Source organism: Stenotrophomonas sp. NPDC077421, assembly GCF_049545505.1.
GTDB lineage: Bacteria > Pseudomonadota > Gammaproteobacteria > Xanthomonadales > Xanthomonadaceae > Stenotrophomonas > Stenotrophomonas nematodicola.
Map to the genome: position 1 here is coordinate 153477 of NZ_JBMWDP010000003.1, position 21440 is coordinate 174916.

20 protein-coding genes and 5 tRNA genes are annotated in these 21440 nt (G+C 67.3%); 15 read left to right on the forward strand and 10 right to left on the reverse strand.

From position 1 onward, the window contains the following. Position 1 precedes the first annotated feature (1 nt). Positions 2–1381 carry a polynucleotide adenylyltransferase PcnB gene (pcnB, locus tag ACPEH1_RS02990; protein WP_423715218.1) on the reverse strand — a complete coding sequence of 460 codons (1380 nt, stop codon included), beginning with the start codon at positions 1379–1381 and terminating at the stop codon, positions 2–4. Positions 1382–1431: 50 nt separating this feature from the next. Here pcnB and ACPEH1_RS02995 point away from each other — a divergent pair. Beyond that, a tRNA-Glu gene (locus tag ACPEH1_RS02995) sits at positions 1432–1506 on the forward strand. An 86-nt stretch (positions 1507–1592) separates the two neighbouring features. Here the strand turns inward: ACPEH1_RS02995 and ACPEH1_RS03000 are convergent. After that, positions 1593–3014, reverse strand: a complete 1422-nt coding sequence (locus tag ACPEH1_RS03000) for a sugar porter family MFS transporter (protein ID WP_136005841.1) — start codon at positions 3012–3014, stop codon at positions 1593–1595. A 232-nt stretch (positions 3015–3246) separates the two neighbouring features. Between ACPEH1_RS03000 and ACPEH1_RS03005 the strand changes: the two genes are divergently transcribed. Both ACPEH1_RS03005 and fdxA read left to right on the forward strand, forming a co-directional pair. Next, a complete protein-coding gene (locus ACPEH1_RS03005; RefSeq protein ID WP_423715220.1) occupies positions 3247–4182 on the forward strand; it encodes an SMP-30/gluconolactonase/LRE family protein in 936 nt (311 codons plus the stop codon). Positions 4183–4290: 108 nt separating this feature from the next. Further along, positions 4291–4614 carry a ferredoxin FdxA gene (gene fdxA, locus ACPEH1_RS03010; protein ID WP_017356700.1) on the forward strand — a complete coding sequence of 108 codons (324 nt, stop codon included), beginning with the start codon at positions 4291–4293 and terminating at the stop codon, positions 4612–4614. An 85-nt stretch (positions 4615–4699) separates the two neighbouring features. Here the strand turns inward: fdxA and ACPEH1_RS03015 are convergent, their stop codons facing one another. Continuing rightward, the gene (locus ACPEH1_RS03015; RefSeq protein WP_423715205.1) at positions 4700–5218 is read right to left on the reverse strand and encodes a hypothetical protein; all 519 of its coding nucleotides are present in this window, start codon (positions 5216–5218) and stop codon (positions 4700–4702) included. A 29-nt stretch (positions 5219–5247) separates the two neighbouring features. Next, the gene (dapA, locus tag ACPEH1_RS03020; protein ID WP_017356702.1) at positions 5248–6141 is read right to left on the reverse strand and encodes a 4-hydroxy-tetrahydrodipicolinate synthase; all 894 of its coding nucleotides are present in this window, start codon (positions 6139–6141) and stop codon (positions 5248–5250) included. A gap of 164 nt (positions 6142–6305) precedes the next feature. On the opposite strand from dapA, the gene ACPEH1_RS03025 reads away from it, so the two are divergent. The 10 genes from ACPEH1_RS03025 (at position 6306) to ACPEH1_RS03070 (ending at position 12184) form a co-directional block, all read left to right on the forward strand. After that, positions 6306–6866, forward strand: a complete 561-nt coding sequence (locus tag ACPEH1_RS03025) for a glycine cleavage system protein R (RefSeq protein WP_017356703.1) — start codon at positions 6306–6308, stop codon at positions 6864–6866. Between the two features lie 79 nt (positions 6867–6945). Beyond that, positions 6946–7425 (forward strand): peroxiredoxin, encoded by a 480-nt coding sequence (locus tag ACPEH1_RS03030; protein WP_017356704.1) that lies wholly within the window; start codon positions 6946–6948, stop codon positions 7423–7425. A gap of 82 nt (positions 7426–7507) precedes the next feature. Then, complete coding sequence (locus tag ACPEH1_RS03035) at positions 7508–8905, forward strand: PhoH family protein (protein WP_153164272.1); 1398 nt, start codon at positions 7508–7510, stop codon at positions 8903–8905. Continuing rightward, positions 8902–9408, forward strand: coding sequence for a hypothetical protein (locus ACPEH1_RS03040; protein WP_423715207.1), 507 nt, complete (start codon positions 8902–8904; stop codon positions 9406–9408). Before ACPEH1_RS03035 ends, ACPEH1_RS03040 begins: the two co-directional genes overlap by 4 nt. A 30-nt stretch (positions 9409–9438) precedes the next feature. Beyond that, positions 9439–10110 carry a YoaK family protein gene (locus tag ACPEH1_RS03045; protein WP_017356707.1) on the forward strand — a complete coding sequence of 224 codons (672 nt, stop codon included), beginning with the start codon at positions 9439–9441 and terminating at the stop codon, positions 10108–10110. Between the two features lie 43 nt (positions 10111–10153). Next, the gene (thiD, locus tag ACPEH1_RS03050; RefSeq protein ID WP_017356708.1) at positions 10154–10963 is read left to right on the forward strand and encodes a bifunctional hydroxymethylpyrimidine kinase/phosphomethylpyrimidine kinase; all 810 of its coding nucleotides are present in this window, start codon (positions 10154–10156) and stop codon (positions 10961–10963) included. Further along, positions 10960–11799: an alpha/beta fold hydrolase gene (locus ACPEH1_RS03055; protein WP_423715209.1), complete on the forward strand. Its 840-nt coding sequence runs from the start codon at positions 10960–10962 to the stop codon at positions 11797–11799. The genes thiD and ACPEH1_RS03055 overlap by 4 nt, the downstream gene beginning before the upstream one ends. 61 nt (positions 11800–11860) lie before the next feature. Then, positions 11861–11937, forward strand: a tRNA-Arg gene (locus tag ACPEH1_RS03060). 55 nt (positions 11938–11992) lie between these two features. After that, a tRNA-Arg gene (locus tag ACPEH1_RS03065) sits at positions 11993–12069 on the forward strand. Between the two features lie 38 nt (positions 12070–12107). Continuing rightward, a tRNA-Arg gene (locus tag ACPEH1_RS03070) sits at positions 12108–12184 on the forward strand. Positions 12185–12258: 74 nt separating this feature from the next. Here the strand turns inward: ACPEH1_RS03070 and ACPEH1_RS03075 are convergent. Together ACPEH1_RS03075 and ACPEH1_RS03080 are read right to left on the reverse strand one after the other, a co-directional pair. Then, positions 12259–13404 carry an alpha/beta hydrolase gene (locus ACPEH1_RS03075; protein WP_423715210.1) on the reverse strand — a complete coding sequence of 382 codons (1146 nt, stop codon included), beginning with the start codon at positions 13402–13404 and terminating at the stop codon, positions 12259–12261. Positions 13405–13519: 115 nt separating this feature from the next. Beyond that, a complete protein-coding gene (locus ACPEH1_RS03080) occupies positions 13520–14455 on the reverse strand; it encodes a LysR family transcriptional regulator (RefSeq protein ID WP_017357634.1) in 936 nt (311 codons plus the stop codon). A 140-nt stretch (positions 14456–14595) separates the two neighbouring features. On the opposite strand from ACPEH1_RS03080, the gene ACPEH1_RS03085 reads away from it, so the two are divergent. Continuing rightward, the gene (locus tag ACPEH1_RS03085) at positions 14596–15297 is read left to right on the forward strand and encodes a pirin family protein (RefSeq protein ID WP_017357635.1); all 702 of its coding nucleotides are present in this window, start codon (positions 14596–14598) and stop codon (positions 15295–15297) included. Positions 15298–15354: 57 nt separating this feature from the next. On the opposite strand, the gene ACPEH1_RS03090 is transcribed toward ACPEH1_RS03085, so the two are convergent. Then, on the reverse strand, positions 15355–17448 hold the full coding sequence (locus ACPEH1_RS03090) for a TonB-dependent siderophore receptor (protein ID WP_423715221.1): 2094 nt from the start codon (positions 17446–17448) through the stop codon (positions 15355–15357). Between the two features lie 274 nt (positions 17449–17722). Between ACPEH1_RS03090 and ACPEH1_RS03095 the strand changes: the two genes are divergently transcribed. Then, on the forward strand, positions 17723–18172 hold the full coding sequence (locus ACPEH1_RS03095; protein WP_017357637.1) for a hypothetical protein: 450 nt from the start codon (positions 17723–17725) through the stop codon (positions 18170–18172). A 74-nt stretch (positions 18173–18246) separates the two neighbouring features. Here the strand turns inward: ACPEH1_RS03095 and ACPEH1_RS03100 are convergent. From ACPEH1_RS03100 to alaS, 3 genes are all read right to left on the reverse strand, one after another. Next, positions 18247–18339: transfer RNA gene (locus tag ACPEH1_RS03100), tRNA-Ser, on the reverse strand. An 81-nt stretch (positions 18340–18420) separates the two neighbouring features. Further along, positions 18421–18624, reverse strand: coding sequence for a carbon storage regulator CsrA (gene csrA, locus ACPEH1_RS03105; RefSeq protein ID WP_017357638.1), 204 nt, complete (start codon positions 18622–18624; stop codon positions 18421–18423). 148 nt (positions 18625–18772) lie between these two features. After that, positions 18773–21421: an alanine--tRNA ligase gene (gene alaS, locus ACPEH1_RS03110; RefSeq protein ID WP_423715211.1), complete on the reverse strand. Its 2649-nt coding sequence runs from the start codon at positions 21419–21421 to the stop codon at positions 18773–18775. Positions 21422–21440: the final 19 nt, after the last annotated feature.

Genomic DNA, 21440 nt, shown 5'->3' on the forward strand with positions numbered 1-21440 from the left:
CTTACTCGCTGGCGGCAGGCCCGCCGGCGGGCCGGCGACGGCGACGGCGACGCTTGCGCGGCGCACCGTCTTCCCCGTCCAGCTCGGCATCGGCATGGGCCGCGTCGAGCGTGGAGTCCAGTTCGTGGCCGGACTGCTGCTGGGCCTCGCGCCAGAACTCCACATCGGCCTGGTGCTCGCTGGAGGCTACCTGGCGCAGGACCAGGAAGTCGAACGCGGCGCGGAAGCGCGGGTGGGTCAAGGTGCGGAACACGCGCTTGCGCTGGCGCGAGCTGAAACGCCCCTGCAGCAGCCAGATCTCCTGCATCGGCAGCGAGAACCGGCGCGGCAGCGCAATGGTGGTGAGCTGGTGCAGGGTCACGCGGTCGGCGGCGCGACGCTGCGCTTCTTCCAGTGCCACGCCCTGCTTCTGCAGGGTGGCCAGCGCGCGGCAGAACGCCGGCCACAGCAGCAGCGCGAACAGGAACGACGGCGACACCGGCTCGTCATTGGCCACGCGCAGATCGGTGTTGTGCAGGCCTTCGATCACCATCCGGCGCAGCGCACCGCTGCGGTTGCTGCGCAACGCGGCCGCGCTCTCCGGGAACATCACCTGCAGCAGGCCGTAGCGTTCCAGCCCTTCGAAGCTGGCCACGCCGTGCCCGGACAGGAACAGCTTCAGCACTTCCTCGAACAGGCGCGCCGGCGCGGCTTCGGACAGCAGATTGGCCAGGCGCGGCAGCGGCTCGGCAGTGGCGTCTTCGATCTGGAACCCGAGCTTGGCCGCCAGGCGCACCGCGCGCAGCATGCGCACCGGGTCTTCCTGGTAGCGCTGCTCGGGATCGCCGATCAGCTTCATCAGGCGTGCCTGCACGTCTTCAAAGCCGCCGGTGTAATCGCGCACCGAGAAGTCTTCGATGGCGTAGTACAGCGCGTTGCAGGTGAAGTCGCGGCGGATGGCGTCGTCTTCGATGCTGCCGTACACGTTGTCGCGCACCAGCATGCCGTTTTCCATCTCGCGGTCGCCGCTGCCGTCATCGATGTTGGCGCGGAAGGTGGCCACTTCGATGATCTCGCGGCCGAACACCACGTGCGCCAGGCGGAAGCGGCGGCCGATCAGCCGGCAGTTGCGGAACAACTGCTTGACCTGCTCGGGCGTGGCGTCGGTGGCGACGTCGAAATCCTTGGGGCTTCCGTTCACCAGCAGGTCGCGCACGGCACCACCCACCAGGTAGGCGCCGAACCCGGAATCGCGCAGCCGGTACAGGACGCGCAGGGCGTTGGGGCTGATGTCCTTGCGGGAGATGTTGTGCTGGTCGCGCGGGATCACGCGCAGGCTGAACGGTGATGTAGCAGAGGAATTGATGTTGGCGCTTCCGGTTGAAGTTTCGGGATTGCCCAATGGCATCTAGGTCAATATACTAGCGCGCTGCGCAGTTCGCGACAAAGCCTGCTCCCTTCGTCTAGAGGTTAGGACGTGGCCCTCTCAAGGCTAAAACAGGGGTTCGAGTCCCCTAGGGAGCACCAGTCGTCGCGCAGAAAAGCCAAAAACCCCGCTCCGGCGGGGTTTTTGCGTTGGGCCGCACGGGGCGGCCCGGCGTCCGGCCGCCCCGTCAGCCTTCCATCTGCTCCAGCTCCCTGCCCTTGGTCTCCTTGACATAGCGCAGCACGAAGAAGATCGACACCACCGCTGCGGCGGTATAGATGCCGTAGGCGCCGGCCAGGCCGATGCCGGCCAGCAGCATCGGGAACGTCACGGTGATGGCGAAGTTCGAGGTCCACTGCGCCGCCCCGGCCACGGCCAGGCCCGACCCCCGGATCTGGTTGGGGAACATCTCGCCCAGCATCACCCACATCACCGGGCCCCAGGACATGTTGAAGAACACCACGTAGGCATTGGCCGCCACCAGCGCCAGCCTGCCCATCGCATCGGACAGCTGCAGCCGGCCGTCCATCAGCGTCCCGCTGGAGAAGGCCACCACCATCAGCGCCAGCGACACCGCCATGCCCACCGAGCCGATCCACAACAGCGGACGGCGGCCGATGCGGTCGATCAGCACCACGGTGAGCAGGCAGGCGCCGATGCTGAGCCCGCCGGACAGCACATTGATGAGCAACGCGTCGTTCTCCGAGAAGCCGACCGCCTGCCACAGCACCGCGCCGTAATAGAACACCACGTTGATGCCGACCAGCTGCTGGAACACGGCCAAGCCGATCCCGACCCAGACAATGGGGCGCAGCCGGCCCGTGGTTTTGCCGAGCAGGTCGGAGAAGCGCGGGCGGTGCTGGTCCTGGGCAAGCGAGCCTTCGATCTCGGTGATCTTGAGCCGCGCCTCCTGCGCTCCGTAGAGCCGGGTCAGCACCGCCAGCGCCGCTTCCCGGCGGCCCTTGACCACCAGGAAGCGCGGGCTCTCCGGAATCACCATCAGCAGGGCCAGGAACAGCAGCGAGGGCAGCACCTGCATCCAGAACATCCAGCGCCAGGCCGCCTGGCCCAGCCACAGCGCCTCGGTGGAGGCGCCCGCCGCCCGCGCCAGCAGGTAGTTGCTCAGGAACGCGCAGAACAGGCCACCGATGATGGCCATCTGCTGCACCGTGGCCAGCCGGCCCCGGTACCGCGCCGAGGCCACCTCGGCGATGTAGGCCGGCGACATCACGCTCGCCGCGCCGACCGCGAAGCCGCCCATCACCCGCGCGATGATGAATACCAGCGAGCTGTGTGCCGCACCCGCCCCCAGCGCCGAGAACAGGAACAGTGCCGCGGCGATGATCAGCACCCCGCGCCGACCCAGGCGGTCGCCGAGCCGCCCGGCGAAGAACGCGCCGATCGCACAGCCCAGCAGCATCGAGGCCACCTCGAAGCCGATCCCGGCTTCACTGGAGTGGAAGGTCTGCTTGAGGCCGTCGACGGTACCGTTGATCACGCCGCTGTCGAAACCGAACAGGAAGCCACCGATGGTGGCCACGCAACTGATCAGAACAATGAAGGCGGTGTTCTCCCCGCGCGTGGCGAGGGTGGCTGACGCAGTGGACATGGGCGCATCCGGAAGGAAAAGGAAGGACGTGGATCAGCCCGGCGCGGACAGGGTGATGCGGTTCTCGCGGGCCTCCCGCCGCCCGCTACGCTGCGCCGTCACACTGTTCCCGCCCCCTGCTGTCCACCGGCAGCCATCATCTTGGCCGGGTCGCCGGCGGCGGTGCAATCGTGCACCGCCGCATGCCCCCGGCCCAGGCAGCACCTGCCTGCAATGGCAGAATGCAGGGCCCCTGCTCCCCACCCCCGAGCCGATGACGGATACCGCTCCCCGCCACCCCCACATCCCCACCCTGCTGGTCGACAGCCGCTGCACCCACGGCGAAGGCGCCCTGTGGTCGCCCCGTCGCCAATGCCTGTTCTGGGTGGACATCAGCGAACGACGCCTGTGGCAGTACCACCCCGCTACCGACGCCCGTCGCCAGTGGGCGCTGCCGGACCGTCCCGGCTGCCTGGCCGAGGGCGCGGATGGCCAGTTGCTGCTCGCTCTGGCCGGGTCCCTGCAGCGGATGGACCTGGACACCGCCAATGGCGAGCCCACCCTGCACTGGCTGGCCGATGTGCAGCCCGAGGTGGCCAGCACCCGCAGCAATGATGGCCGCACCGACCGCGCCGGCAACCTGGTCTTCGGCACCATGAACGAAGATCCGGCGCAAGCGCCGCTGGGTCGCTTCTACCAGTACAGCGCGCGCCACGGCCTGCGCGATCTCGGCCTGCCCGGCGTCGTGATTCCCAACGCGATCTGCTTCAGCGCCGACGGCGGCACCCTGTACTACTGCGATTCGGTGCGGCCGGAGCTGTGGTGCTGCGACTACGACGCAGACAGCGCCCGCTGTCGCCATCCGCGCCGCTTCGCATCGCTGGAATCGCCGCACTGGGAACCCGATGGCGCCATCATCGACGCGGAGGGCGGTCTCTGGAACGCGCAGTGGCGCGCCTCGCGGGTGGTGCGCTATGGCGCCGATGGCCGCATCGACCGGATCCTGCCGATGCCGGTGAAGAACCCGACCTGCGTGGCATTCGGCGGGCCCGACCTGACCCGCCTGATGGTCACCAGCTCACGCCTGGACTACGGCCCCGACGAACTCGCCGCCGCCCCGCACGCCGGCAGCGTGTTCGCCGTGGACACCGGCATCGCCGGCCTCCCCGACACCCCGTTCCGCTGGTGAGCGGCGCCGCGTGCGCGGGCGGTTGCACGCCCAAGTGAGATCGAATCCCGCGCCAGCGGCCAACCTGTTCTAGAATTGTCCGGCTCACTGTCGGATTCAGATCCAGCCATGCCTTTTGTCGTCACCGAAAACTGCATCAAGTGCAAACACACCGATTGCGTGGAAGTGTGCCCCGTGGATTGCTTCCATGAGGGTCCCAACTTCCTGGTGATCGACCCGGACGAGTGCATCGACTGCACCCTCTGCGAGCCGGAATGCCCGGTCAACGCCATTTTCCCCGAAGACGACGTGCCCGCCGGGCAGGAAGTGTTCGTGGAGCTCAATGCAGAGCTGGCCAAGGCCTGGCCGGTGCTGACCGTGCGCAAGGACCCACCCGCCGATGCCGGCGAGTGGGACGGCAAGCCGGACAAGCTCAAGTTGCTGGAGCGGTAACGAAAAAAGGCGCCCACGGCGCCTTTTTTGTTTTCGACCACCGCCGGGTGCAGCCGGGCAGCGCCCGGCCTCACCGGCCGGCACCTTACGGTGCCAGCTTGGCCTTCAGCTCACCCAGCAGCTTGACCGGGGCAGCGCCGGTAGCCGGCAGGCCCCGCGGGTCAACGGCCGAGATGTACGCGCCGGCATCCACGGCCACCACGCGCACCAGGAAGTCGCTGCCTTCGTAGGCCACGTCATAGGAGCCCAGCAGCTGGGCCTTGCTGGCGATCTTCACGCCGTCAACCGACTCCAGGGCGGTGCCGAGCCTGGCGAACACGTCTTCCTTGCTGCCAGCCACGGTGAAGCCGGCATTGTTGGCCGGCGCCTGCGCGGACGCCGCCGGGGCCGGCTTGACCGCCTGCGAGGCCAATGCCGGCACCTGCGCGCCGCCGGTGATGCTGGGCACGGTCAGATCCGGCGGGATTTCCAGCGGACGCACTTCGGGCGCCAGCGCGTAGTCGCCCTTTGCGCCGCGCTTGAAGCAGCCGGTGGTGCCCACGAGGGTAGCGGTGGCCAGAATCGCGAAGGACAGCACGCGAATGGCGGAAACGGATTGACGCATATGAATCTCCTGGGTCAGGCCACTGTCGATCAGTGGCTGGATAGTGCTTCGAGCGCGCCGATGTCGCTGGCCAGATGTCCGGCGGCGGCATGGTGGGCTTCGGACAAGGGCAGCAGGGGCAGACGCAGTCCGTCGCCGATGCCGATCCGGCGCAGCAGGTCCTTCACCGGGATCGGATTGGATTCCACACCGCAGAATTCATGGAACGGCTCCAGTCGTGCATCCCACGACTCGGTCGCCTCGCGCTCGCCGGCGGCGGCAAGGTCGCACATGCGGCGGTATGCACCGGGCAGGACGTTGGAACCCACCGAAATCAGGCCATCGACGCCGGACAGGATCGAACGCGCGGCAGTACCGTCATCGCCACTGAGAATGGCGAAGTCGGGCGAACGCAGCGCCAGCAGCGCGTTGACGCGGCCGGTGTCGCCCACCGCTTCCTTGATGCCGACGATGTTCGGATGCCGGGCAAGTTCGGCCACGGTCTCCGGCAACATGTCGCAACCGGTCCGCCCCGGCACGTTGTAGAGCACCACCGGCAGGCCGCCCTGGTCGGCGACCGCACGGTAATGCGCGATCAGGCCGGCCTGGGTCGGGCGCACGTACGGCGGCGTCACCACCAGCGCATGGGTGGCGCCGTTGGCGGCTGCACGGCGGGTCTGCTCGATGGTTTTGGCGGTTCCCGACAACCCGGTCCCGGCCAGCACCGGGATGCGGCCGCCCACGGCCTTGACCGCGCTGCGCAGCAGCAGGTCGTATTCGTCGTCGGACAGGGTGGCCGCTTCGCCGGTCGAGCCGGCCACGACCACACCGCGGACACCACCCTCCAGTTGCAGGTGCAGCAGACGCTGCCAACCGTCGGGATCCAATGCGCCGTCAGCCTGGAAAGGCGTCGCCAGCGCGGTGATGAGACCGGAAAGGGACAAGGAAACGATGCTCTGAAGAGAGAGGGAGGCGGACCGGGCTAAACGCCGGCCGGATGTACTTTGCATGTTACTTGCGGGTCGAAAGCGCGGGCAAGTATGCTGGACCCAGGTGAACGGGCCGTCGCCGGTGCCGTTCAGACTCACCCTGCATTACCGGAACCACCTTGACCGACACCACGCCGCGGCCTGCGCCGACCGAAAACCATCTCCTGATCAACGCCTATACGACGCATCCGGAGTCCCCCCTGCTGCCCGTGACCCGGCGGATCTCCGATAGTGGCTGCAACCTGGTCGACGCGCGCCTGGCCACCGTGGGCCGTGATGTCTCGGTCACCGCCCTGGCCACCGGCTCGTGGGACTCGGTCGCCAAGCTCGAAGCGATGCTCACCCGCCTGGAGCGCGAGGAAGGCCTGAAGCTGGTCTGGTACCGCACCGGTGCCAAGCAGGCGCAGTCCAACCTGCTGCCCTACATCGTGGAAGTGATTGCCGCCGACAAGCCTGGCATCCTGTTCCAGCTGGCCGATTTCTTCGACCGCCAGGGCATCACCATCGAGAACCTGCAGAGCACGCGTTACCGCGCCATGCAGACCGGTGCGGAAATGTTCTCCGCACAGGTCACCATCGGCGTGCCCGCCAACATGCACATCGCCGCACTGCGCGACGATTTCCTCGAGTTCTGCGACCACCTCAACCTGGACGCGATCATGGACCCGATGAAGTTCTGACGGCTTCGCGCGTTCGTCACGAGCGCGCGGTGTTTCATGCAGTTGTAGTAGACGCACCCCAGGATCCGGAAAGGACCTCATGAACGACGGCGACACCCTGGACAGCACCACCCTCGCGCTTCCGCTGGCCCTGTCCGGCGGCGAACACACCACCCTCGCCGCACTCGCCGGCCAGTGGCTGGTGTTGTACTTCTACCCCAAGGACAGCACGCCGGGCTGCACCACCGAGGGCATCGATTTCAATGCCCTGCTGCCGGACTTCACGCGCCTGGATGCGCGCGTGTTCGGCGTCTCCCGCGACTCGGTCAGATCCCACGACACCTTCTGCGCCAAGCAGGGATTCGCGTTTCCGCTGATCAGCGATGCCGACGAAGCGCTGTGCACCGCATTCGACGTGATCCGGCTGAAGAACATGTACGGCAAGCAGGTGCGTGGCATCGAACGCAGCACCTTCCTCATCTCACCCGACAGTCGTATCGTGCAGTCGTGGCGCAAGGTGAAAGTCGCCGGCCACGCCGCATCCGTCCTTGAAGCCCTGAAGGCCGCGAAAACCCAGTGACCAACCCGGCACCCCCCAATGGCCATCACCCTGCCCTGCAGGCCGTGATGGCTTGTCCCTGTTCTGCCACCAGGAAATGACGATGACCCGAGGCAAGCGCATCTACGTACTGGATACCAACGTGCTGATGCACGATCCAACCGCGCTGTTCAAGTTCGAGGAGCATGATGTCTACCTGCCGATGCAGGTGATCGAAGAGCTGGACAACGGCAAGAAGGGCACCACCGAGGCGAGCCGCAATGCGCGCCAGGTGAGCCGCTTCCTCAATGAGCTGGTGCAGGCGTCGGGCCTGGACAACCTCGCCGACGGCATCCCGCTGCAGCGCCCGAACGGCCTGCAGCTGCGCGGCAAGCAGAGCGTGGGCCTGCTGCGCTTCCAGACCAGCCATTTCGAGGCGGGCAAGAGCTTCGGCGCGGTGATCCCGGACAACGCCATCCTCGGTGCGATTCTGGCCCTGAAGGAGCAGATCCCGGAGATCCCGGTGGTGTTCGTGTCCAAGGACATCAACCTGCGGATCAAGGCGGCCATCGCCGGCATCGTGTCGGAGGACTACGAGAACGACCGTGCGCTGGACGACTTCAGCCTGCTCTACACCGGCGCCACCGAGCTGCCGGAGGATTTCTGGAAGAAGCACACCGACAACCTCCGCAGCTGGAGCGACAAGGGCCGCACCAGTTACGAAATCCTCGCCAGTGACGATGAGAGCTGGCATCCCAACCAGTACGCCTACCTGCCCGGCGACGACGAGGTCGAGCTGCGCGTGGCCAAGGTCGATGGCGACAAGGTCACCCTGTCGCTGGTCAATGATTTCCGCCACGGCAGCCATGCGGTCTGGGGCATCAGCGCGCGCAACCGCGAACAGAACTTCGCGCTCAACGCGTTGATGGATCCGGAGATCGATTTTGTCACCCTGCTGGGCACCGCCGGCACCGGCAAGACCCTGCTCGCGCTCGCCGCCGGCCTGGCGCAGACGATGGACCAGCAGCGTTACCGCGAGATCATCATGACCCGCGCCACGGTCAGCGTCGGCGAAGACATCGGCTTCCTGCCCGGTACCGAGGAGGAAAAGATGACGCCGTGGATGGGCGCGCTGACCGACAACCTGGAGGTGCTCACCCACACCCAGGAAGGCGGCGCCTGGGGGCGTGCGGCGACCAACGACCTGATCGCCAGCCGGATCAAGATCCGCTCGCTGAACTTCATGCGCGGACGCACCTTCCTGTCGCGCTACCTGATCCTGGATGAGGCGCAGAACCTCACCCCCAAGCAGATGAAGACGCTGATCACCCGTGCCGGCCCCGGCACCAAGATCGTCTGCCTGGGCAACGTCGAACAGATCGACACCCCGTACCTGACCGAAACCACCTCGGGCCTGACCTACGCGGTGGACCGTTTCAAGAACTGGCCGCACAGCGCCCATGTCACGCTGCGCCGTGGCGAGCGTTCGCGCCTGGCCGACTACGCCTCGGAGGTGTTGTGAACCCTTTCCTGTCCCGTGCCGCCCTGCCGCTGGCGCTTGCTGCGCTGGCGGCAGCGTGCACGCCGTCCAACACGCGCCCCGGCAGCACCATCCCGACCGCAGTCAAGGCCGGCCAGTCCTGGGTGGTCACCCGCCCGGTGATCGCCGCCCAGGTGCTGGATACCTGCTCGCGCACCAGCCCCGGCCGCGAGCCGGGGCGGGTCACCGGCTACTGGGCGCCGAGCCGGCAGCAGGTCGAGCAGCTTGAAGCCGCCTTGCCTTCGCTGGAGGCGCAGGTGCCCAGGGCCGGCGATTTCGATCGCCAGTACGTCGGCATCGAACGCGATGGGCGCCAGCTGATCTACCTCAACGCTTTCCACCTGCCCGACGGCAGCGACATCGATCCGGCGCGCGAGGCGATCCGCGTCTGCGATGGCGGTGCGCAGTTCTGGGGCGCGGTGTTCGATCCGGCCAGCGGCCAGTTCTCCGATGTGCAGTTCAACGGCCCCCCTGCGGGCCGCTGAGCATCCCGTGATCAACGCCGTCCACGGCCGATGAGCATCCGGCTGCCCACGTGGGTATGGGTCGGCGCGATCGCGCTGTCCTGTGTGGCCGGCATGGTCAACGTGGTCGGCTTCCTCGGGTTCGAGCACCAGGCGGTCAGCCACATGACCGGCACCACCAGCCAGCTCGGCATGGCCCTGGCACAGGGCGACTGGCGTGTGGTCGGGCACCTGTGGGGCCTGCTCATTGCGTTCTGCCTGGGGGCCATGCTCAGCGGCATGATCGTGCAGGACAGCGCCCTGCAGCTCGGCCGCCGCTACGGGGTGGTGCTGACGCTGGAATCGCTGCTGCTGCTGATCGCCATTCCGCTGTTCAAGCAGCAGCAGATCTGGGGTGCGCTCGCCGCCGCGATGGCCTGTGGCCTGCAGAACGCGATGGCCACGACCTTCAGCGGCGCCGTGGTGCGCACCACCCATCTCAGCGGCATGTTCACCGACCTCGGGATCGGGCTGGGACATCTGCTGCGCGGCCTGCCACTGCCGATCCGTCGCCTGACCCTCAGCGGACTGATCGTCAGCGGTTTCCTCGCCGGCGGCATCCTCGGCGCCTGGCTGTTCCTGCGGGTTGGTTACGACGCTCTGCTCGCCCCGGCACTGCTGACCGGCGGCACCGGCCTGGGTTACGTGCTGCACGCACAATGGCGACGCCTGCAACGGCCCTGAGCGCGCGCCAGCACCGCTGCCGCAAACACTGCACAATCAGCGCATGAGCCCATCCACTCCCGTTTCCGCCCTGACCATCGCCGGTTCCGATTCCGGGGGCGGCGCAGGCATCCAGGCCGACCTGAAGGCCTTTGCCGCCCATCGCGTGCACGGCCTGTCGGTGATCGCCGCGCTGACCGCGCAGAACACCCGCGGCGTCACTGCCGTCCACGTGCCCCCGCTGGAGTTCCTGCAGGCGCAGATCGATGCCTGCTTCGCCGATTTCGAAATCCACGCGGTGAAGCTGGGCATGCTGGCCAACGCCGAGGTGATCGGGCGGGTTGCCGACGCACTGGAAACACACCGCCCGCCGCACGTGGTGCTCGACCCGGTGATGGTGGCCACCAGCGGCGCCAGGCTGCTGGAGGAGAGCGCGCTGCACGCCATGCGCACCCGCCTGATCCCATTGGCCACGCTGCTGACGCCCAACATCCCGGAGGCCGAACTGCTGCTCGGGCGTCGCATTGTCACCGCCGACGATGCCGAAGATGCCGCCGGTGCGCTGCTGGCGCTCGGCGCGGGCGCCGTTCTGCTCAAGGGCGGTCATCTTGACGAGGGCGCACGCGTGATCGACCGCTACTTCGATGGCGTCACCCGCGATGACTTCATCCACGCGCGCCTGCCGGTCGATGCCCACGGCACCGGCTGCACGCTGGCGTCGGCGATCGCCGCGCAGTTGTGCCAGGGGCTGTCAGTGCCGAACGCCTGCGAGGCCGCCATCGACTACGTGGCCCGCGGCCTGCAGAGCGGGTACTACCCCGGCCGCAGCGAGGTGCTGGTGATCGATCACTTCGGCGCGGCGCGTCCTGCATGATCGATGCGCTGACCCTGCCCGTGCAGTCCGACGATGGCCATCGTACCGACCTGCTGGTGCGCCGCCCGGCCACGCCGCAGGCGCGCCTGCTGTGGCTGCCGGCACTGGGCGTGGCGGCACGCCACTACCTGCCGCTGGCCGAGGCGCTCGCCGCGCGCGGCCTTGCCGTGCACCTGCATGAGTGGCGCGGCAACGGCAGCAGCAGCCTGCGTCCATCGCGCACGCAGGACTGGGGCTACCGCGAGATCCTCCAGCGCGACCTGCCGGCCAGCCTGGCGCAGGTGCAGGCCCAGGGCAGCGCGCCGTTGATCATTGGCGGCCACAGCCTCGGCGGCCAGCTTGCCTGCGCGTTCGCCGGACTCAACCCGGACGTCGTCGCCCGGTTCTGGCTGGTCGCCAGCGGCACGCCATACTGGCGCACCTTCCCCGCGCCGCGCGGCTGGACCTTGCCACTGATCTACCGCTTCCTGCCGTGGCTGGCCCAGCGCCAGGGCGTGCTGCACGGACGCCGCGTGGGATTTGGCGGCACCGAAGCGCGCGGCCTGATCCGCGACTGGGCACGCGTGGGCCTGAGCAACCACTACTGCGGCGAGGGCATCGCGCAGGACCTCGACCTCGCCATGCGCGAGGTCCGCGGCCAGGCGACGGCGGTGATCATGGCCGACGACTGGCTGGCACCGGCAACGTCGATGCAGGGCCTGCTGGCCAAGCTGCCGCAGGTACGATCGACGCTGACCGTGCTGTCCGCCGCCACGCTGGGCGCACGCGCCGACCACTTCGCCTGGATGAAGGCGCCGGAGGCCGTTGCCGACACACTTTTTCATTCATTTGAATGAAGACCTTCACAAAAGCGTTGACGAATGCGACGTCGATCCGCATAATTCCGCTCCTGTTGACGCGCCCGTAGCTCAGTTGGATAGAGTACCTGGCTACGAACCAGGCGGTCGGGAGTTCGAATCTCTCCGGGCGCACCATCAACAGGCTGACAACGCCGCCGTTGGCAGCAGCAGTACAAAACGCGATGCACATGCGCCCGTAGCTCAGTTGGATAGAGTACCTGGCTACGAACCAGGCGGTCGGGAGTTCGAATCTCTCCGGGCGCACCACTGCATCGCGTGCAGCACTACAATCAGACAATGCAAATGCGCCCGTAGCTCAGTTGGATAGAGTACCTGGCTACGAACCAGGCGGTCGGGAGTTCGAATCTCTCCGGGCGCACCATTGCATCGACAAGAACGGCAGCCCTCGGCTGCTGTTTTTTTTTGGCCGTCTCCCCGCAACCCGGCGCGCGACGCTCATCCGCGCGACATCGCCTGCACCCGCACCGCCTGCATCACCAGGCGATCCGCCGCGCCCGGCAGTGCGGGCGCCGGGCACGCACCGCCGGCGGGGTCGTCGTGCGCCAGCCAGTCGTCCACCACACCGCCCAGCAGATCCACGCGCAGCGGCAGCGTGATGTGGTCCTCGCCGCGCATCTCGATGTAGTGCACGCGCGGACTGGATGATGCCAGCCGACGCCCCTGCTCCACCCGGACATGCTGGTCATCCTGGCCATGCAGCAGCAGGACGCAGGCCTGCGTGCCGGACAGTGCGCGGGCCACATCGACGCGGTCCAGGTCCAGGTCCAGCCGCTGACTGGCGGCGGCGATCACCTGGTCGATGTCCTGCCCCCCGTAGCGCCAGCGCCCGTACGCGGCCACCGCCTGCGCCTTCCAGCCACTCGGCTGCAGCGACATCAGGTGCGGAATCATGCTGCGGATCGCGTCGCCGGCATTGGCAAAGGACTCCATCGCCACCACACCGGTGACCTGGTCGCCCAGCTTGCCGGCAGTGAACAACGCCGTGGCCGCCCCGTAAGAGACGCCGAACAGGTACAGCGGACCCGCGACTTCGCCGCGCTGGCGCAGCGTGCCGATCACATCGACCACATCGTCCGATTCGAACGTGCCATAGCCGGCCGGACCGGCGCCGGAATGACCGTGGTTGCGCAGGTCGATGGTGACCACGCGGTAGCCGGCCTGCGCCAGCTGCAGCGACCACGGCAGCATCGCATCGCCGTTCATCATCCACCCATGAAGGAGCACGACGGTGCCGCGCGGCGCCTGCGGCCGGAACGGATGCGGCACCGCCAGCTGCAGGCCGGTCTGCAGCGGCAGGCCGTTGTCGTGCTGTTGGGCCAGGTAGTGGTAGCGCGCGCCGTACTGGCCAGGATCGAACGCCCGCCAGAAGATCGGCACGCCCCCGCGGCCGGTGACGAAACCGTGTCGGTTCGGCACCGACGCCACCGCGTCGGCGATGCGCGCGGTATCCAGCAGCGTGGACACGCCGCCGGGGGCGACCAGACGATCGCTCAGCGACGTGGACGCGGACGAGGTCAGCGAGGAGCAGGCAGCCAGCCACAGGCCGGCCCCGGCCAGCAGCAACAGCAGCAGGCGTTTCATGGGCGTGGATGGACATCAACGGGCCGGGCAGCGTACTGGCTGCGCCGCAGGCGCTCTATCGCACCGGGATGACGGTGGCATGACAGCGCACCATCGGTTCAGCTTGGCCGGCGGCTCAGGCGCCGTGCCCGAGCCACGTCGCCATCGTCGGCCACCAGCCCTCGATCACCTGGGGCCGCTGCATGCGCTCGCGCCACCAGCGCAGCCCCGCGCCCTCCTCGCCGGTCCGCCAGGCCAGCCAGAAGGTTTCATCCGGCTTGGGCTCGTCCACCTGCCGGATCACCAGCCGCCCCTCGCGCACCGCCTGACGCACGTACGGCTCGGGCAGGAAGCCAAAGCCAAGACCGGCGCACTGGAGGCGGAACTTGCTGGCCGTATCGGGCACGGTCACTGTGTCCTGGCCCATCAGCAGGCCGACCGTGCGCGGCAGCAGCCGGCGCGCCGAGTCCGCCACCGCGATCGCGCAATGCGCCGCCAGCACCTCCCGTCCGAGCGGCTCAGGCGCTGTCGCCAACGGGTGCGAGGGCGCCACGGCAAAGACGAAGCGCACCACGCCCATCGGCTCGACCACGTATCCGCCCCCGCTCGGCCCCTCGCCCGCCGCGCCGACCAGCAGGTCGGCCCGGCGGTCCAGCAGGGCCTCCCAGGTGCCGGACAACGCCTCACTGACCAGCCGCACCCGGGTCTGTTCGGCCACCGCCGTGAACGCCCGCACGTCCTCGGCCAGCAGCGCCGGGGGGAACATCGCATCCACCGCCACGGTCAGTTCGGCCTCCCAGCCGGACGCTACCCGGCGCACCCGCATTTCCAGCTCGCGCGCGGCGCGCAGCAGGTGCCGCCCCTCCTCCAGCAGCGCCTCACCGGCCGCGGTCAGGTGCGCGCGCGGGCCGATCCGGTCGAACAGCTGGACGCCCAGGTCCTCCTCCAGCTTGGACACCGTGTAGGAAATCGTCGATGGCACCTTGTGCAGCGCCTTGCCGGCGGCGGCGAACGAGCCGCGGCGGTCGATGGCATCCAGGATCTGCAGGGCATCGAGGCTGAGCTTGAGCATTCGAATTTTTCGATGATGGCTTGCAAAACTATCCGTTTTTCAAGTCCGGGGCGCAAGCGGATACTGGCCGCAACAGGAAAGGGAGCGGCAGCCGCCACCCCGGACCGCCATCGAAACCATCGAACACCCAGGAGATTCCCATGCTGCAGATCCGCAAGAGCAACACCCGTGGCAAGGCCGACCACGGCTGGCTGAACTCCATGCACACCTTCTCCTTCGCCAACTACTATGACCCGCGCTATGTCAGCTTCGGCCCTCTGCGCGTGATCAACGAAGACCGCGTCCAGGGCGGCCAGGGCTTCGGCACCCACAGCCACAGCAACATGGAGATCATCTCCTACGTGCTTGGCGGCGCGCTGGAGCACAAGGACTCGATGGGCACCGGCTCGGTGCTGCGCTATGGCGACGTGCAGCGGATGAGTGCGGGCAGCGGCGTCAGCCACAGCGAGTTCAACCACTCGGCCGACGAGGCGGTGCACTTCCTGCAGATCTGGCTGTTCCCCGACCAGGAGAACATCGCCCCGAGCTACCAGGAAACCCACTTCGCGCCGGACACCAAGCGCGGCCAGCTCCGCCTGATCGCCTCGCGCGATGGCCGCGACGGTTCGCTGCTGATCCACCAGGATGCCAACATCCACGCGACCATCCTGGATGGGGACGACCGCGTGCACCTGCCGCTGGCCCCGCGTCGCGGCGCCTATGTGCAGGTCGCCCGTGGCCAGCTCCAGGTCAACGGCATCACCCTGGAAGCCGGTGATGCGCTGCAGATCAGCGACGAGGCGCAGGTCACGCTGGAGAACGGCAACGATGCCGAAGTGATCGTCTTTGAGCTGCCGCTGTAATCCCCCCCACTGAAACGCCGACCCCCCGGTTGCCCGGGGTGTCGTGCGTTGCGCGGATCAGAACCTGTAGTTGAGCGTCAGGCGCACGTTGCGTGGCTCGCCCCAGGTGTAGGTGCTGTACCAGCTGAAGATCGTGTAATAACGCTTGTCGAGCAGGTTGTTGACGTTGACCGTCGCCGACAGCTGGTCGTTGAACTGGTAGCCCGCCATCGCATCCAGCAGCCAGTACGGCTCAGTGCGATGGACCTGGCTTCCGCCGGTGGCCGGGTGGGTGATGGTGCCGAACGTACTGCCCTGCCAGCGCGCACCACCGCCAACGCTCCAGCCCTGCCCCGCACCGGTGAGGCGGTAGGTGCTGTGCACGCTGAACTGGTCTTCCGGTTCCAGCGTGGAGACCTTGGTGGACTGCTGCCGCGCGATCTTGTGCGCGTAGCCGCCCTGGACCTGCCAGCCCGGCGCGAGCTGACCGGAGATCTCCAGCTCATAGCCCCTGGTCCGCACGCCCATCAGCCCTTCATAGGCGATGCCACCGCTCGGTGTCCTGCCGCCGGTGGGCTGCGCGTAGTTGTCCTGCTCCAGCTGGAACACGGCCGCGCTCGCGTTGAGACGCCCCTCGTAGAACTCCGCCTTCAGGCCGGCCTCGTAGCTGCGCCCTTCCAACGGGTCCAGCACCCGACCCTGTTCGTCCTGGTTGCCCTGCGGCTTGAAAATGGTGCTGTAGCTGGCAAACACCGAGACGGTGCGGCTGAGGTCGTACACCACGCCGGCGTACGGCACGACCACGCCGCTCTCGTCGGTATCCGGGGATGTGTAGTTGGCGATGCGGCTGCCGAGGATCAGCTTCAGCGGGTCGGCCAGGTCGAAGCGGCCCACCACATAGGCACCGCTCTCCCGGGTAACCTGGTTGTCCCCATAGCTCCACTGCCAGTCCGGCTCGGGCACATCGCCGGTCCAGGCGTAATAGTCGGCAACGTCGCTCACGTAACCCGGCTGGGGCGAATACCCGTTGTTGACCCAGCGCTTGCGCGACACACTCCCGCCCACCACCAGTTCGTGCTGGCGACCGAACCATTCGAACCGGCCGCTCACGTACAGATCGGCGGCATTGCTGGTGGTCTTGCCGATGTACTGGCCCAGCCACATGCTCGCGCCCTCGCCGGTGACGGGATCGGGATTGCCGCCGGCCGCCGCTCCCAGCGAGGCGTCGTAACCGTTGACCTGGTGGTTGAGCTGCAGCTTGGCGACCCAGTCGTTGCCGAAGGTGTGCTCCAGCGTGGCAAAGCCGGTGCGGGCGTACTGGCCCCAGCGGCTCCAGCGTGCGCCATTGTTGAATGAGCGCGGCATGCGGTTGAACTTGCCCGCGCTGTCCAGCAGTGGAATGCCGCCCCAGCTTGAGCCCTTGGGATCGCTGTCCTGGTAGTCGACCCCGACCGTCAGCAGCGTGCTGTCGCCGATGTCGGTTTCCAGAATGCCGTAGAAGACCTCGTTGCTGCGCTGGTAATGGTCGACGTTGGACTGCTTGTCCTGGTACGCCGCCACCGCGCGTCCGCGCACGCGGCCGCTCCCGGTCAAGGGACCACCGACATCCACGTCGGCCCGGTAGCTGTCCCACGAACCGGCCCCCAGCGTGACACTGCCGGCCGGCGTGCGGGTCGGCTTCTTGCGCACCAGGTTGATCGTCGCGCCGGGGTCCCCCATGCCGGTCAGCAGGCCGGTCGCGCCCTTGAGCACCTCGATGCGGTCGTAGATGGCGGTATCACTGAGCGTGTTGCCCGCCGAGTACGCCGAATCGCGCGCCATCGGGATGCCGTCGTACTGGAAGTTCTGCACCGCGAAGCCGCGTGCGTAGTACTCCGTGCGCTCGCTGTCGTAGGTGACGATGCTGATGCCCGGGGTGACCTTCATGACGTCGTCGATGCCATTGAGCCCGAAGTCGTTCATTTCCTGACGGGTGATCACGCTGATCGACTGCGGCGTCTGGCGCGGGCTGAGCACCAGACGCGTGGCGGTGGCGATCGTGCCCGGCGTGTAGGAGCCACTGCCTTCGGTCACTGTGCCCAATTGATTGGCGGTGACCTGCACCGTCGGCAGGGTCTGGGCAGCAGCATCCTCCGGCGGCGGCTCCTCCGCCTGCACGGCGGGGGCAAACAGACCCAGCCCGAGCACCCCACTCAGGGCCACGGTGAGCAGGGACAGGGAGGGTGCCGACGGACGTTCGGCAGGAATACGGCCCGAACGGGCCTGGGCAGTACGGGACACGACAACGGACACGGCAACGCCTCCAGTGAGGAACGACATCCTCTGGCGGCGGCTGGAGGTAGATGGGGGGAGGAAGGCGCTACGGCGCTTCCGCGGCAGCCACATGTTACAGCCTGCGGACATGCGATGCTTGGCGCCGCTGGATGCCCTGACTGGAGAAACACGGATGTACATCGCGCTTGCGACATCGCTGCTGCTGGCCCTCGCCGTCGCGGCCGCCCCACCGCAACTGGAGGACTACCCGGTCGAACTGACCCGGATCGACCATTTCGCACCAACCCGGCCTCCGCACGACGGGGTGACCTGGAAAATGGACATGTACCTGCGCGGCGACGGCCAGGACGGCGATCTCGACTTCGCGGACCGTTTCACCGTCTACCTGGCCGGCTGCGGCAGCGGCTGCATCGAATACGTATTGATCGACCGCGTCAGTGGCGAGGTCCACCCGGGCCAGACCCTCAACAACGGGCGCTTGGCTCACCGGCGCGACAGTCGCCTGTTGATCGTCACGCAGAACGACGGCTACGGGCATCCCGACCGGATCGAGTATCTGCTGTGGACGGGTGAACGGCTGGAGCGCATCGCGTACGAAGAGCGCGCCTTCGTCCCCGACTGAGACCTGCCGGGTGATGCAGCGGCCGCCCAAACAGAAAGGCCTTCGTACTTGCGTACGAAGGCCTTCTGCATAACTGGCGGAGCGGGAGGGATTCGAACCCTCGATAGAGCTTTTGACCCTATACTCCCTTAGCAGGGGAGCCCCTTCAGCCACTCGGGCACCGCTCCAGTGTTCTTGTTCCGCCGCTGTGATGTTTCATCTCAGCGGGGGCGCGAATAATAACGTTTTCCGCGCCCTCAGGTAAAGCCTTAATCGGAAGAATTTTCACTTCCAGCGGCATTCGGCTCGTCGCCGCGCTGGATGCGCTGGTAAATCTCTTCGCGGTGCACGGCAACGTCCTTCGGAGCGGTGATACCGATACGGACCTGGTTGCCCTTGACGCCGAGCACGGTCACGCTGACCGAGTCACCGATCATCAGGGTTTCGCCTACGCGGCGAGTCAGGATCAACATTTTTGCAAGTCTCCATGGAACCGGTGGTACTTCCCCACCGGCTTGGCGCCCAGCCAAGGAACGCCCCACGACAAAGGGAAAGGATTCGCCATAGTACCGTCAGCTGTCCCACGCCATCAAGGAGCAGGACAGTCGAGGCTTACGGCGTTCAGATACGCGGGGTGACCCAATCCACTACGGCGGCGAGCGCCGAGGCAAGGGCGGGCCCGTCCTCACCACCACCCTGGGCGAGATCCGGGCGACCGCCGCCCTTGCCCCCGATCTGACTTGCGATGTGCGACAACAGTTCCCCGGCCTTGACCTTGCCCGTTGCACTGCCGTTCACACCTGCCACCAGCGCGGCTTTGCCGTCCTGCACGCCGGCCAGCACGATGACGGTATCGCCCAGCTGCTGCTTGAGACGATCCACGGCATCACGCAGCGACCTGGCATCGAAACCCTCCAGACGCGCGGCCAGCACCTTGACGCCATTGACCTCTACCGCCGATGCGCCGAGGTCGGCGGTGGCGCCAGCGGCCTGCTTGGCCTTCAGGCCCTCCAGTTCGCGTTCAAGCTTTTTCTGCCGCTCGCCGAGCTGGCGGATCTTCTCGACCACATCGCTGGCCGTGCCGCCCAGCAGCGCCGCCGCTTCGGCAAGCTGCGCTTCCGCGTTGGCCACGTAGTCCAGCGCGCCCTGCCCGGTCACCGCCTCGATGCGGCGCACGCCCGAGGACACACCGCCTTCAGCGGTGATCTTGAACAGGCCGATGTCGCCGGTGCGCCCCACGTGCGTGCCACCGCACAGTTCGGTCGAGTAGTCGCCCATCTTCAGCACGCGCACGTGTTCGCCATATTTCTCGCCGAACAACGCCATCGCGCCAAAATCGAGAGCTTCCTGCATGCCCATGTTGTGCACTTCGGCGGCGTTGTTGGCACGCACCTGTTCGTTGACCTTGCGCTCGATCACCGCGAGCTCCTCGGCGCTGATCGGCTGGAAGTGCGAGAAGTCGAACCGCAGGCGGTCCGGCGCAACCAGCGAGCCCTTCTGCTGCACGTGGGTACCCAGCACCTCGCGCAGGGCGGCGTGCAACAGGTGGGTCGCCGAGTGGTTGAGGATGGTGGCGCCACGGCGCTGGCCATCGACCTCGCCGCTGAGCACGTCACCCACCTTCAGGCTGCCGCTCGTCACCCGGGTCACGTGGCCGTGGTACTGGCCCGCGAACTTCTGGGTGTCGCCAACCTGCAACTGCACGCCCGGGCCCGACAGCGTGCCGGTGTCGCCGACCTGGCCGCCGGATTCGGCGTAGAACGGGGTCTGGTCGGTCAGCACGATGACGTCATCACCGGCCTGCACCGCGTCCACCGGGCGGCCGTCCTTGAGCAGGGCCACCACGGTCAGGCCGTCGGCCTGCAGGCGGTCATAGCCCAGAAACACAGTGGGTTTGAGAGTGGCGACCAGCTCGGCGGACAGGACCACGCCTGCGCCACCCTTGCCTGCCTTGCGGCCGTCGTCGCGCTGCTTTTTCATCGCCGCGTCGAAGCCGTCGATGTCCACGGTCAGATCACGCTCACGCGCGATGTCCTGGGTCAGATCCAGGGGGAAGCCATAGGTGTCATAGAGGCGGAACGCGTCGGTGCCGGGGATCACGCCATCGGTCACCTGGGCGGCGACGTCGTCGAAGATCTTCATGCCCGAATCAAGCGTCTGGGCAAACCGCTCCTCTTCGGCCTGCAGCGCGCGCACGACGGTGTCGGCCTGTGCCGGCAGGTCCGGGTAGGCTTCGCCCATCTGCTCGACCAGGGTCGGCACCAGCTTGCTGAAGAACGGCTGGCGCACGCCCAGCATCCAGCCGTGGCGCAGCGCGCGGCGGATGATCCGGCGCAGCACGTAGCCGCGGCCCTCATTGGACGGCAGCACGCCATCGACAATCAGGAACGAACAGGCGCGGATGTGATCGGCGATCACGCGCAACGACTTGTTTTCCAGATCGGCCATGCCGGTCAGTTCGCTGGCCTTGCGGATCAGCGCCTGGAACAGGTCGATCTCATAGTTGGTGTGAACGTGCTGAAGGATCGCGGCCAGGCGTTCCAGGCCCATGCCGGTATCCACGCACGGCGCCGGCAGCGGCACGAGGGTGCCGTCGGGCTGGCGGTCGAACTGCATGAACACCAGGTTCCAGATTTCGATGTAGCGGTCACCGTCTTCATCCGGCGAACCCGGGGGGCCACCGGCGATATGGTCGCCGTGGTCGTAGAAGATCTCGGTGCACGGACCGCAGGGGCCGGTGTCGGCCATCTGCCAGAAGTTGTCCGACGCGTACGGGGCGCCCTTGTTGTCGCCGATGCGCACGATGCGCGACTCCGGAATGCCGACCATGTCGCGCCACAGCGCGTAGGCCTCGTCATCGGTCTGGTAGACGGTGACCAGCAGACGCTCGGCCGGCAGCTTCCAGACCTGGGTCAGCAGCTCCCACGCCCAGGCGATGGCGTCCTTCTTGAAGTAGTCGCCGAAGGACCAGTTGCCAAGCATTTCAAAGAAGGTGTGGTGGCGCGCGGTGTAGCCGACCTGGTCCAGGTCGTTGTGCTTGCCGCCGGCACGCAGGCAGCGCTGGACATCGGCAGCGCGCACGTAGCTGCGCTTTTCCGCGCCCAGGAACACGTCCTTGAACTGCACCATGCCGGAGTTGGTGAACAGCAGGGTCGGATCATTGCCCGGCACCAGCGGCGCCGACGGCACGATGGTGTGGCCTTTGCCCTTGAAGAACTCAAGGAAGTCGCTGCGGATCTGGGAGGTAGTGAATTTGACGGATGCGTTCATGGGGGCTGGCTTTGTGCGG

Bases quoted from the DNA above. Each gene is read 5' to 3' on its own strand.
- ACPEH1_RS03000 (WP_136005841.1), bottom strand. From the start codon at position 3,014: ATGTCCACTGCGTCAGCCACCCTCGCCACGCGCGGGGAGAACACCGCC.
- fdxA (WP_017356700.1), top strand. From the start codon at position 4,291: ATGCCTTTTGTCGTCACCGAAAACTGCATCAAGTGCAAACACACCGAT.
- ACPEH1_RS03015 (WP_423715205.1), bottom strand. From the start codon at position 5,218: ATGCGTCAATCCGTTTCCGCCATTCGCGTGCTGTCCTTCGCGATTCTG.
- ACPEH1_RS03030 (WP_017356704.1), top strand. From the start codon at position 6,946: ATGAACGACGGCGACACCCTGGACAGCACCACCCTCGCGCTTCCGCTG.
- ACPEH1_RS03035 (WP_153164272.1), top strand. From the start codon at position 7,508: ATGACCCGAGGCAAGCGCATCTACGTACTGGATACCAACGTGCTGATG.
- ACPEH1_RS03045 (WP_017356707.1), top strand. From the start codon at position 9,439: ATGAGCATCCGGCTGCCCACGTGGGTATGGGTCGGCGCGATCGCGCTG.
- thiD (WP_017356708.1), top strand. From the start codon at position 10,154: ATGAGCCCATCCACTCCCGTTTCCGCCCTGACCATCGCCGGTTCCGAT.
- ACPEH1_RS03055 (WP_423715209.1), top strand. From the start codon at position 10,960: ATGATCGATGCGCTGACCCTGCCCGTGCAGTCCGACGATGGCCATCGT.
- ACPEH1_RS03075 (WP_423715210.1), bottom strand. From the start codon at position 13,404: ATGAAACGCCTGCTGCTGTTGCTGCTGGCCGGGGCCGGCCTGTGGCTG.
- ACPEH1_RS03080 (WP_017357634.1), bottom strand. From the start codon at position 14,455: ATGCTCAAGCTCAGCCTCGATGCCCTGCAGATCCTGGATGCCATCGAC.
- ACPEH1_RS03085 (WP_017357635.1), top strand. From the start codon at position 14,596: ATGCTGCAGATCCGCAAGAGCAACACCCGTGGCAAGGCCGACCACGGC.
- ACPEH1_RS03095 (WP_017357637.1), top strand. From the start codon at position 17,723: ATGTACATCGCGCTTGCGACATCGCTGCTGCTGGCCCTCGCCGTCGCG.
- csrA (WP_017357638.1), bottom strand. From the start codon at position 18,624: ATGTTGATCCTGACTCGCCGCGTAGGCGAAACCCTGATGATCGGTGAC.
- alaS (WP_423715211.1), bottom strand. From the start codon at position 21,421: ATGAACGCATCCGTCAAATTCACTACCTCCCAGATCCGCAGCGACTTC.